This is a genomic window from Ruegeria sp. CF3 (genome assembly GCF_056537365.1).
Window position 1 is genome coordinate 31,094 of record NZ_JBQFRK010000011.1, and the last position, 12,385, is coordinate 43,478.

Annotated in this window: 7 protein-coding genes; 2 read left to right on the forward strand and 5 right to left on the reverse strand. The window is 53.8% G+C overall.

Features of this window, described 5'->3' with window-relative positions:
* Positions 1-16: 16 nt before the first annotated feature.
* Positions 17-505, reverse strand: a complete 489-nt coding sequence (locus ACR0KC_RS22100; RefSeq protein WP_480707697.1) for a glycosyltransferase — start codon at positions 503-505, stop codon at positions 17-19.
* A complete protein-coding gene (locus tag ACR0KC_RS22105) occupies positions 502-972 on the reverse strand; it encodes a UDP-N-acetylglucosamine--LPS N-acetylglucosamine transferase (protein WP_480707699.1) in 471 nt (156 codons plus the stop codon). The genes ACR0KC_RS22100 and ACR0KC_RS22105 overlap by 4 nt, the downstream gene beginning before the upstream one ends.
* Positions 973-1,329: 357 nt before the next feature.
* Between ACR0KC_RS22105 and ACR0KC_RS22110 the strand changes: the two genes are divergently transcribed.
* The gene (locus ACR0KC_RS22110; protein WP_480707701.1) at positions 1,330-2,178 is read left to right on the forward strand and encodes an IS3 family transposase; all 849 of its coding nucleotides are present in this window, start codon (positions 1,330-1,332) and stop codon (positions 2,176-2,178) included.
* A 63-nt stretch (positions 2,179-2,241) separates the two neighbouring features.
* Here the strand turns inward: ACR0KC_RS22110 and ACR0KC_RS22115 are convergent, their stop codons facing one another.
* Positions 2,242-3,279, reverse strand: coding sequence for a ParB/RepB/Spo0J family partition protein (locus tag ACR0KC_RS22115; protein WP_480772301.1), 1,038 nt, complete (start codon positions 3,277-3,279; stop codon positions 2,242-2,244).
* Positions 3,280-3,324: 45 nt separating this feature from the next.
* Complete coding sequence (locus tag ACR0KC_RS22120) at positions 3,325-4,713, reverse strand: AAA family ATPase (RefSeq protein WP_480707705.1); 1,389 nt, start codon at positions 4,711-4,713, stop codon at positions 3,325-3,327.
* A gap of 419 nt (positions 4,714-5,132) precedes the next feature.
* Here ACR0KC_RS22120 and ACR0KC_RS22125 point away from each other — a divergent pair, with 419 nt between their 5' ends.
* A complete protein-coding gene (locus ACR0KC_RS22125) occupies positions 5,133-6,158 on the forward strand; it encodes a replication initiator protein A (protein ID WP_480707707.1) in 1,026 nt (341 codons plus the stop codon).
* Between the two features lie 770 nt (positions 6,159-6,928).
* Here ACR0KC_RS22125 and ACR0KC_RS22130 read toward each other — a convergent pair.
* Positions 6,929-12,385 (reverse strand): cadherin-like domain-containing protein (locus ACR0KC_RS22130; protein WP_480796376.1); only part of this gene is annotated, 5,457 nt, incomplete at its 5' end.

A 12,385-nucleotide genomic window follows, 5' to 3' on the forward strand; every position in this document is an offset into this window, starting at 1 on the left:
CAATTGTCTCAGTTGCCTATTTCAAGAATTCTAGTATCGCGTTCCGGACCCGATCGGTAAATTCGACAGGAGCAAAAGGCGGCAGACATGCTACTTCACCTTTTTCGTGAAACGCCTTTGAAATTGCTCCCGGTAGATCGGAATCTGTATCGGCCACAAAGATGCCGGGTTTGTCGCGCAGCCAGTTGGCTGTAGCAATTTGGTGATCGGTCGTATGCTCACCCCACTTTTGGATGCGGGGCATAATCACAAGCGGTCGCCCCAAACGACCCGCTGTTATAACCGTTCCCATACCGGCATGAGCCACAATCAGATCGGCTTTAGCCATCGCCTCTCCAAATTCCTTTTTAGACAAGCTGCGGGTATATTCCATCTGCCGTGGCAGATACGTTCCGCCTCCTATTTGAGCCAGAATATCGCTGCGACCGGCGTTGGCAGCCCAGTCATCCATCACCCGAATCAGCCGGTCAAAGGGGAACATCGAACCCGTGGTTACAAAGATCACAGCACACTCCCCCAGTAGTGCGGTCCTTGGTTGCCACGACCTTGCAGCTCCGGCCATTGCGTCAACCAGGCATCAGCCACCTTCCCGGCCTTAGATCCGGATGTCGAAAGCCTTTCGACATTGGCAATTGAATCAATCCAAATTGTGCGAGCCCGCAGTGTGTACTTGGCCAGAATAAGAGCAACCAGCGCCGGGGCCGATCCAGTTGTAATCACGACCTTAGGGCGCTCTCTTATGAGAATCGCCAAAAGTTGAAAGGCTACAACAAAGAAAGCCAGCATGTTCTTTCTGGAAGCGTCTCGAATACAGTAGTAGCGCGCCTCTGGAACATCCACAGCAGATGTTGGATCGAGGCTGACGTAAAACACATCAAGATCTTGCAAGGCTGGCTTCAGGCGCATCATCTGAATCCAATGTCCGCCACCAGACGCTATTGCCATTATTTTTTGATTTTTTAGGGCTGTCATACTAACCGTTTCTAAACCAACCACTTATTAAACTACACCAAACCTGCAATTCGCTAAAATATAATCTACCTTACTTCTATCCGAAGTGACTCTGCTATCCGATCACAAAGGCTTTTCCAACTGGCAGCACTTTCGACCAATTTCCTATAGTTCAGTCAAACACAGCAAAACCTTGCCCGGTTTCAGCAAACAGCGCAAGATGGCAAGTCATACTCTTGCGATCTAGAAAACAATAAGTCGCATAGCCATTTCTTATCCCTTTTTCTGCGACGCGTAACACCCAAGTTTCGCTAGTCCATACCGAGCCTCCCCAACTGAACTGGTCCACCGTTATGTTTAGGAAACGGAGGACCACAAATGGCAAACAAGAGACCGAAGCCCGAAGAGATTGTCTCTAAGTTACGGCAGATTGAAGTTCTGATGGGGCAAGGGATGTCCCGTCTCGATGCGATCAGGCAGATCGACGTTATTGAACAAACCTATTCCCGGTGGCGCAAGAAGTACGGCGGAATGGGTGTAGATCAGTTGAAAGAACTGAAGCGGCTTCAGAAAGAGAACGAGCGGCTTAGAGAGGCTGGATGGTCGGTGAGCGACGGGCGGATTGAATGGCTTTGGCGGCGAGAGGGGCTGAAAGTACCAGTGAAACAACCGAAGAAAGGACGGCTCTGGCTGAACGATGGCTCGTGTGTTCGGCTGAGGCCGGAGTATCGCAATCATGTATGGAGCTATGACTTCGTTCATTGTCGAACCGATGACGGCAAAGCTTTTCGGACGCTGAACATCCTTGATGAGCACAGCCGGGAGTGCCTGGCGATTAGAGTGAAGCGCAAGCTGAACTCGGTCGATGTGATCGATGCCCTGACGGATCTGTTCATACTGCGGGGTACGCCCCGCTTCATACGTTCAGACAATGAGTCAGAATTTATCGCCCAAGCCGTCCGAGACTGGATTACCGCCGTCGGCGCCCAGACGGCTCACATTGAAACTGGGAGCCCGTCAGAGAACGGATACTGTGAAAGCTTCAACGGCCGGCTCAGGGATGAGCTACTCAACGGTGAAGTCTTCTACAGCCTACGCGAAGCTCAAATTCTGATTAAACAATGGAGGAAACACCACAACACACAGCGGCCCCACAGTGCACTGGGCTATCGCCCGCCAGCACCTGAAACCGTCGTCCCGATGGATTACAGACCGACGATGCACTAACAATCAAATTGGACCAGTCAGATGAGGTTACTCAACGTTTCGCGTGCGAAACATCCTGAAATTTCAGTCGGCCTTCAGCCATTCCTGCAACGCTAGGGCAAGCTGTTCCGAGACCCCCGCGCCAACCAACTCGATGCGGTCCACCGCCGGGACAAAACGCATTTCAATACCCTCTGTAACGTGGGTTATAACCCGTTCTTGCGATGCTGCACCTGGCTCTGGTTGACATATCCGGGATCGGGGCGATGACCGGGGCATCCCCCATTCAGACAGCGCAGATGACAGAATTTGCACTTCAGCCTCAGCATTGCTCCGAGGGTTGTTCTGTAGTTTCGCTTTGAGTGCGTCGCCAAAACTCGGATCTAGGTTCATATGCCGCACTAATGATAAGCCGAGTTTCTCACTGATGGCTGAGGGAAAGTTCAGCTCAGCATCAAAGGTTTCAACCAAAACAATGAAGGTGCCGATCTTGGATCGTTTTGAGCGGGTTGCATTACCGAACAATCCCTGCAGCGCGGCTTTCTGGGTCGGGTACACGCCCTCATTCATTGCTTTTACGGCGATGCGCGCACGCTCATAATGGCTCAGGTTCACACGGATTTCGTTTTCTTCAACCATTGCCACGTATGCATCCTGGGCGCTGTTCGGGGTAATCACAATGGCCTTCACGCTTGCGAACCTCCGATCAGAGGTTTCTCGGTACAGCCTGCGCAGCGCTGTCAGGCGCCGCCAGCCTGAAATCAATCCATGGGTAAGAGCCCCTTCCGCATTCGGTAGAGCGACAACCTCAATGGGCATTTGCTGCCCTCTGGCACGCAGGCTGTCCAGCAACGAAGCCATTTCTTCTTCGTTTTGCTCCAGGCGGTCACGCACCAGATGACGCTCATCTATAGCCTCCAAAGGCAATATCTCAATCATGCGCCCTTCCTTTCGAGCGCTTTGCAAGACCTGGGTAACTTCTTCAAGCGCGGCTACGGTTGACGCTTCTCCCGCGACTTGTGCGATAGGTGCCGCATTGGTCCCTAATGGTGCAGATTTCACCTCGGGCACCGCGCTCAGATAGCTCGGTTGGGCCGGGGTCAATCGCTTGCGTTTTGCCATCTCTGCTTCTCCTCACATGCCCTATAGTGTTTTGTCCCGGGATCGTTATTCTGCCGCTTGTTGCGCAACCAGTTCATCCCGGCGCCATACACCGATCAACAGTCGCTTGAATGCAGCATAAGTCGCGTCGAATGTTTCGCGGCCGCGCGCATAGGTTTCACGGTTAAAATCACGGTAGTCAGCTTCATAAATTCCGCTTACCTGTTCGCCAGCTTGTCCGATCAAAGCGGTGAAATCCTGTCGGTGCGGAGAAAGCGTTTTGCCCAGATAGGCCTGCATTAGAGCCGAAAGCTCCCCTTGCTGGGCTCCGTCATATCGGGTGATGACCGCGCGGACAGCATCCCATTCGAATGCCATTTCAGGTCGTCCCAAGGCTCGGGCTGCAACATTCTCACCATCTTCTATGCTGGCAAATGTCGAATGTAACATATTGAAGAACCGCCCTGTAGAATCAAACTCCAGGAAGGAGGCCCCAAGCGGCACCAACAGAATATCGGCTGCCGACAGACCGTTTATAGTCAGATAGCCCAGGGCAGGGGGGGTATCTATGAAAACAAGATCATAGTTCTCCAGCACACTATCAGCTGTTAACCGGTCGCTTAATGCGTCCCAAAGCTTCCACCCTCTCGCCTGCATGCGCCAGACCGGGATTTGGAACTCGGCCCAGTACAGATTCAGTTGTGCTCCGATCAGATCGATATTAGGCCAGTGTGTTTTTTGAATGACATCTTCCGCGGTCATTTCCAAAGCTGCACTCAATGTGTCGTCGAGCGGCTGCGGTGGGTCTCCACGATCCAAGCGCCGTTGGTTTTCTATACGCAGATATTCACCGTAGTGACGGGCCAGCAAGGGAAAGGCTGTTTGCCATTCATCTTCGACATGACCACTGAAGATCGAAGTCATTGAGCCCTGACTGTCGAGATCGACGACAAGTACTTTATACCCATCAAGCGCGGCGGACATTGCCAGATGCGCTGCAGTGGATGTCTTACCTACGCCACCTTTGAAGTTGGCCACCGCAACCAATTTAGCAGGCTGTTTCTTTGGTCGATAAGGCAGATAATTCTTTGACTTCGAGCCCTGCGCACCGAAGAAGGCACGCAGGCACAACACTTCCTCCAGACTGAACCACTTGGCACCACCTTCGGTCTCGGATCGTCCCTGAGGCAGGTCAGGGTTTTGTTTTAGAACGCGGCGAAAATGCGCTTGAGCAACAGGGATCAAATAGCGGGTGATTTCCCAGGTGGAAAACAGGCGTAAAGACTTATGTCCCTCATCGCTCAAACCCCGACTGGCAAGATCGGCTCGACCTTGGGCGCAAGCTTGAGCAATGGCTTCAAAATCGTCTGAGCCTGTGGGTAAGTCCAAATCTGCAAGTGCGGAATCTGGATCAATATTGAAATAGGGGGGAAGGGGGGTTCCGTCCTTAGCCATGATGATTGCCGCCTGATGTACTGCCTTTTTCCTATGATACGCAAAAACATGACACATGAAAGCGAAATGCGCACAGCGCTGATTTTTCTAAGCAAAATAAGGGGATAATGGTGCGAATATAACGCATCTTAGGATGTTGTGGATTTTCTTTTTAAGTTATTTTTGTGTTATTTATCGTTATAGGCTCTCTTGTTCCCAAAATTATTGTTTTATAACAGATAATTAACTCATATTTTTCCTCACACACTGACTCTGAAACCCCGATATAATGACTCTGATCCCCCGATCTGGTGACTCTGAACCCCCGTTGTGCAGGTTTGTGGATAACTCTACGATAGGTGTCACTAAAACCACGAAAAAACGAGTCGGATGGCGGTTTGACAGGAAGGCTCCGAAAGAGAGCTGCAGGAAAGAGGGCCATGGGCAGGGCAGTTACAGATACGGTCGGGGGTCTTCTTCCAGACCGCAGACAGCAGGGCGATTTCTTCGTCTGCGATGTTTTTGATGTGATTCCCAAGGATGATCTCGCCAGTATGGAGCACCCGCTGTTCTCGCTGGCGACCCGTCCGGATCGCCGCATTCTAGAATACCAGCACAACGGTGTGCAAATCACGGTGACGCCGTCGGTCAAAGGGCTGGCGACGATTCATGACAAAGACATCCTGATTTTCTGCATCAGTCAGCTTATGGCGGCGATCAATGCCGGACGTACGGTCAGCCGAACGTTGCAACTGAAGGCGCATGATTTGCTGGTGGCAACCAACCGTGAGACCAGCGGTGATGCCTACCGGCGGCTGCGCGAGGCTTTCGAACGGTTGGCAGGCACTCGCATCACCACCAACATCGTCACAGGAGAAGAAGAAACCACCACGGGTTTTGGTTTGATCGAAAGCTGGGAGATTGTGCGCAAAACCCGCGGAGGCCGGATGGTCAGTGTGGCGGTGACCCTGTCCGACTGGCTATATCGGGCGGTGTTGTCGAAATCCGTGCTTACGCTGTCGCGTGATTACTTTCGTCTGCGTAAACCTCTGGAACGGAGGATTTACGAGTTGGCGCGCAAACATTGCGGGCGTCAGCCTGGTTGGACGGTTTCGGTGGACACGCTTTTGAAGAAGTCAGGCAGCGCGTCGCCGCGGCGTGTTTTCCGCAAGATGCTCCGCGATATGATCGAGGCGGACCACTTGCCCGATTACGAAATGCGCGAGAATCCGGGGGATCTGATCCGGTTTACTCCCCGTGCAGCGCTGATTGAGCCGGACATGCCTCCGCCGGTACTGGATGCGGAAACCCTGAAAGAGGCGCGCCGTCTCATGCCCGGTGTTGATGTCTACGGGCTGGAAGCGGAATGGCGCGGGGTCTGGGTCCGGTCAGGCACGCCACGGTTGCGGAAGCCGGATGCCGCGTTTCTGGGTTGGGTACGCAAGCGGGCAGGGGCTAACTGCTAGCTGTTCTGTCAAAACTTTTCTGACAGCTTCACAATGCCTCACAAATGCCTGTTTGATCCCGCGATCAGGAACACTTCGGGATCAAACCAAGTGAGAGTTTTCATAATATGTGATGGCCGGTGACACATGACTGCGCTTTTGAGCAAAAATTCTTGTTTAGGCAGTCTTGCCCACGCGGACCAATTGACAAACAGTAATTTGTAACACAAACACCTTATCCTGCCCTATCACCAAGGGCGTGTTTGAAGAGGCAAGAGAAACAACGTTTCTCAGTTGACTTTGACAGTGAGATGCCCTCGTTATCTACTCATCACCATAATACTTCTGCGCCCGTGTGAGTGAGCGATGCAGCGATAGGCGCATGGCGGCCAGCGGAATCGTAAGCCATCCACCAACGGTTATGGTCCAACCCGTCTTTGGGTAATTTAGACAATCAACCCGCACAGCTGCCATTCCTGTGGGTATACGACGTTGTTTAGGCGGTCCCCTTCTTCAAGGGTGGCAAAAAGCTCTCGAGTATCGCCGTTGTTTAGAAAAACATGTGTTGCTTCTTGGAAGATCGGAAACGACAATTCATGCGTTCGCCAGGTAGACTGTTCTCTGTGCGAGTTCGCGGCATGCTGTCTGAATGTTAAGTGACGCGAAATGTACGATTACGCCCTATATCGCACCAGATTCTTACTCCGGTTACATGCTATGGCCTGCCGCCCGGAGCGCCATACCACTGTATGATCCATGCGCCAGATTAACCTATACGCCCGCCAAAGAGTTTACACCAGAATGTAATCGAACCCGTTGGTTAGGTTTTCGTAGATTGAGACGCGCCCATGGGTCCAGCCGATGGAATAGATATCCAAATCGCCATCGTTGTCAAAATCGGCCAGTTGGGCCCCGTCGTGATGCTCGTCGCCTGTGAAGACCTCGTACTGAAACCAGTCACCTCCAACTCCGTCTACATTTTCAAAGACATACAGTGCCAGTGTGTCTGGATCGCTGGGCAAGTGCTCACCTGCGACAACATCCAGATCACCGTCTGCATCAAGGTCAGCAACATCAACGCTTTGCGGATTGCCCACCAGACTGTTCGAGATAATGTGCTCTATCCAAGAGGCTGTCTCATCGTCGGTCTGCTCGTACCAGGCCAGCGTCGTGATGCTCGTCTCGTGGCCGAATCCGACGACAGCATCCAGATCGCCGTCGGAATCCATATCAACCAGATGGACACGATCCGGTTCCGCAGCCCCCGTCGGAACATGCACATCAAACTCGGTCCAGATTCCACCATCGTTGCGCAACCATTTGAAGCCGAGCAGTAGGTCAATATCGCCATCCGCGTCGATATCGCCATTGTCCAGACCTTCGCCCAGAGAAACAGGGGTCAGCTGCGACCATGACCAAGTGCTGATGGTCGGATCGTCCGGCAGGGTCAAGGCCTGAGTGCCTCCGGTTCCGTTTTGCCATGACAGCACGACCGTTGTCGGGCTGCCCGGTTCCAACTCGGCGACTGTCACGCCCTGAAGGAATGTTCCGTTTGCGGATTCGATATTGTCGTAGATGATAAAGTTGCCGCTACCATCATTTTGTGCCCATACAAAATCGCTGTTAGCGGTGCTGCCGACGCCTTCGGTTCCAAGGATGTCCAGATCACCATCCCCATCAAAATCATAGACTGCCGCCATGTTGTTGAGTGTTCCGCCGATCGGGTTACGCACCCATTCCCCATCAATGCTGCCGGGGTTTTTGTACCACCAGGCGCCGGTGATAATGTCCAGCAGGCCATCTCCGTCGATATCGCCGTGTTCTTCGAATATTGCCCGCCAAGGTCGGTCGTTTTCGATCACATTACGCTCCCACCCGCCGAGGGTGATTTCATTCAGCGTGTTGTACCAGATGTGCAGATCTGCTTCTTCAAAGCCCTTGCCAAGGATGTCCAAATCGCCATCCCCGTCCAGATCACCAAGAGTGGATTCGTGACTGCCAATCCCGGTGGCAACAACGGTTGTCCTAAAGCTTCCGGTACCATCTCCAAACAGAACCCATGTCTTTGCGTCGAGGTTTTCGCCACGCAGGTTCATTTCGGCGGCAAAAATATCCAGATGGCCATCTTGATCAATGTCGGCCACCTCAAGACTATGAACTTCGTCCGTGATGAGCCCCAGCAGATTCGTTGCAACCCAGTTTGAAGTCACCGTCGGGTCTCCGGCCTGTTGGTACATCAGCAATGGCCCATTCTGGTCGCCGCTACTCAGAATGACATCTAGAGTGCCGTCTTCGTCAAAGTCGCCAAGGGCAACTTGGCCTTCGGGGAAGTCTGCATCAATCAAATGCTCAGTGAAACTTGTGCCGCCATTCCATTTGTACCAATGGCCCCCGGTCACTATGTCAAGCCCCCCATCGCCGTCAATATCGCCTTTGGCAAGGCCTTCGCGTTTTGTTTCGGTGATCTGGACAGCATTCCATGGTTCGGATGTTTTAGGGTCGGTTGGAATTTCCGCAATGTAAAGGCCCCGGGGCGTGCCGCGTTGGTTCCAGAACACGAACTCATCCTGACCGTCGTTGTCGAAATCACCGAAAATCATGTCGTGATGCTGATTCCCGCCGCTGGATTTGATCACGTGGCGGGTCCAGTCGACGTTGAAGTCGAACTCGGGGTAGGGGTTTTCCCACCACCAGACTTCGTTGCTTTGAGAATCTCCACCCATGAGGATGTCAAGATCGCCGTCCCCATCAACGTCGTAAACCGTTCCACCTGCCTCAATGCGCAGGGCTTCGGATTCGATTACGATAGATTCCCAGGTGCCGTCTGGGGCCTGTCGATACCAGGTGATTGCGGGGTCGCCTTTACGGCCTGCAATCACAAAATCCATAAGGCCGTCCTGATCCACATCCATAACCTGTGCAGCGGTCAATTCAGGGGTTCCCGGCAATGGAATCTGGCCGGTTGTCGTGCTGATGTACTGCCAGTCCGGAGAAGATCCGCCCAAATCAGGCTCTTCAGGGGCGGTGGCTACTGCGATGATCACGTTGGCGGTTCGGGTGCTGTTGCCATCGGACACCGTGTATTCAAAGCCGTCGTTGCCTTCATAATCGAGGTCGGGTGTGTAAGTCAGCGTCCCATTACCGTTGTCAACCAGTGTTCCATGCGTCGGAGTACCGGTTCCCGAGAATGTCAGACTGTCTCCATTCGGATCGCTGTCGTTTGTCAGAAGATCATCAGATATGGTGATCAAAAGCGCTTCGTTTGGCGAGGTGGCTAGCAAATCACCCTGAGGTACAGGTGCATCTGCGGGTGAACCAATCGGGATAACCTGTTCGTAAAGCTGAGTAACCGCCGCCAGATCCAGAGGGGCTGAAAAGACATGTGCATTCTGAATTTGGCCGTCAAAAGGGTGCTCCAGATTGTTTGCAACAAAATTGGCGCTTTTCCACTGGTTTGCACCTATCACAATCGGTTCCTGATTGCCGAACAGCCCGCCGGTATAGGCAATGGATGTTTGCTCAACCCCATCGACGAAAATCTGCAGTCCACCGGGTGTGCCGAAATTGACAACGACCTGGTGGGTCTGCCCCGGTATGATGAGATTTGATGTGGCAGTTTGATAGGTGCTTGATGTGTCCTGAATCCGAAGCTTCAGCGCGCCATCCTCGACGAATATGCCGATATGCCCTCCGGTATCAAACCCCCCAGAGTCTTTTGAAAATAAGTAATTAATGCCTGCCACACTGTCGGTTGAAAAGGTCAGGACTAACGCGCCACTTGCAAGTTCATAAGCGTTGTCATGGGGGATAATCACTGCGTCGCTGATATCGTCGTTGAATATGTGGGGCCCTGCTACCAATATCGGCGACGGCAAAGATCCATCCGATACAAATATGTTCACCGTTGCTGTATCGGTGTCTGTTCCATCTGAGACGGTGTAAATGAAGCTGTCGGTCCCGCTGAACCCGGCATTGGGTGTATAGGTGTATGTGCCGTCGCCATTGTCAACAAGCGCGCCATTGGCGGGCTGCGTCACACCCGTCAGGCTGAACGCATCGCCATCCGCGTCGCTGTCATTGGCCAACAGATCGCCCGCAACGTCGATCACCAGCGCCACGTCCTCATCCGTCACCAACCCGTCATCCGCCGCATCCGGCGCGGTGTTGGATGGAGGTATGATTGTGCCATCCTCGTTCACGATCGGGTCAGCGCTGTTCTCGAAGTAATCCACCTGCGCGGTGTAGCCGGGCGTCACCCCATCCTTCGGCGCGCTCCCCGCAAAAACCCCCGCCTGCGTGACCGTCATCGCATGATCTAGCACCAGCGCCGTGGTCCAATTGACACGGTTATTCGAGGTTTCAAAGACCCAGTTGTCGCCTGACCGCGTAATTCTGAAATCGCTCACACTGCCAAAGGATATGCTATCAAACAGCCGGAATTCGGTTGAGCCGTTTTCGACCACGCCCACAATCAACCGCAACACCGAATTCGAGGTAAAGGCGATGTCGAACCGGATGAAATTGCTGTCATCCTGCACTACAAGTAGACCGTGTTCCTGAAAAGTCTGACTGGGCTCGGTTAGGAACCCGGCGCTGATCTGAAAGTCTTCGTCCGCGACATTCTGCAGAACCCGTGGGGTGGTCAGCAGATCCGAGGCGCTGACGGGAGTGCCCGGCGGCGAGGCAATGATAAGGAACCCGTCCGTAGCGCTGGTTCCCAGCTCGGCGCTGCCCGCAATCCCAGAAAATGCCCATTCAGGCGCAAGCGTACCGCCCGCAAAATCGTCGGAAACGATGTCTCCCGGCGGTGGTGTATCGCTGTTGACAGTGACATTCACTGTAGCGGTATCGGTGTCTGTTCCATCTGAGATCGTGTAGGTAAAGCTGTCGGTCCCGCTGAACCCCGCATTCGGCGTGTAGGTATAGGTGCCGTCGTCATTGTCGACAAGCGCGCCATTGGCGGGCTGCGTCACGCCCGTCAGACTCAGCGCATCGCCATCCGCGTCGCTATCATTGGCCAGCACGCCTGCCGCCGCGATGACAAGGGGAGTATCCTCGTTCGTGACATAGGTGTCATCCACCGCATCTGGTGCAGTGTTGCCCGGAGGGGTTTCGAGGGCTTCGGCGCTTAGCTGTGCGATGGTGGCAGCATCAAGCGCAGTGTCGAAGAGCGCGGCTTCTCGGAGCGTGCCGATAAACCCGTCACGCAGATTGTCGGCCACGCTATCTCCGCTGGACCACTGATTAGCCCCCAGCACCACAGGTTCCTCATTGCCCAGAAGCCCACCGGTATAGGCATCGCTGGCCTGTGCGGCGCCGTCCACATAGACGGTCAGCCCCAAGGCTCCGAAGGTTAGCGCCACATGATGGGTTTGACCGGGGTTAATCAAGACACCGGTCTCGGCGATATAGGTGGTAGTCAGGTCCTGGAACCGCGCAACGACTCGGCCGTTCTCGATATAGACGCCCGCATGCCCGCCATTGTCATATCCGCTGGAGTCCTTTGAGAACAGAAACTGCCGCCCACTCACGGTATCTGCGGTAAAGGTAAAGGTCAGCGCGCCATCAGGCAAAAGATAGGCGGGATCATGGGCCAGCACCACCGCACCCGATACATTCCCGGTAAAATCATGTGGACCGCTGTCAAATAGGGGCTGTGGGGTGGTGTTTTCGCTAACGTTTATATCAATTGTGGCAATATCGGTCTCTGTCCCATCCGAAACCTGAACGGTTAATTGCAGGGTAGGGGCGTTGACAGGATCAAGGGCCGCAGGGTCTATCAATGTGATGACACCGGTGGGCGAGATGGCGAACGTACCCAGATCGTTGCCCGTGGTGATATCATAGCTCAGCACATCACCATCGACATCCGTGGCCACGACCGTTCCGACGACGCGGCCCACAGGGGCTGTAGGACTGATGACAAAGACCGCATCAGAAGCTTCGGGTGCGTCGTTGACTGCGTTCACCGTGATGACCGCTGTTGCCTGCCTACTGCCGCCATTTCCATCCGAGACGGTGTAGGTGAACGTGTCTTGACCTGTAAAGTCTGGGTCCGGCGTATAATCGAAAGAGCCATCGCCATTCAGTATCAGCGTTCCATTCGAAACATCTGTGACAGGTGCGGCACTCAGCGTATCGCCATCCGCGTCGCTATCATTGGCCAGCACGCCTGCCGCCGCGATGACAAGGGGAGTATCCTCGTTCGTGACATAGGTGTCATCCACCGCATCTGGTGCAGTGTTGCC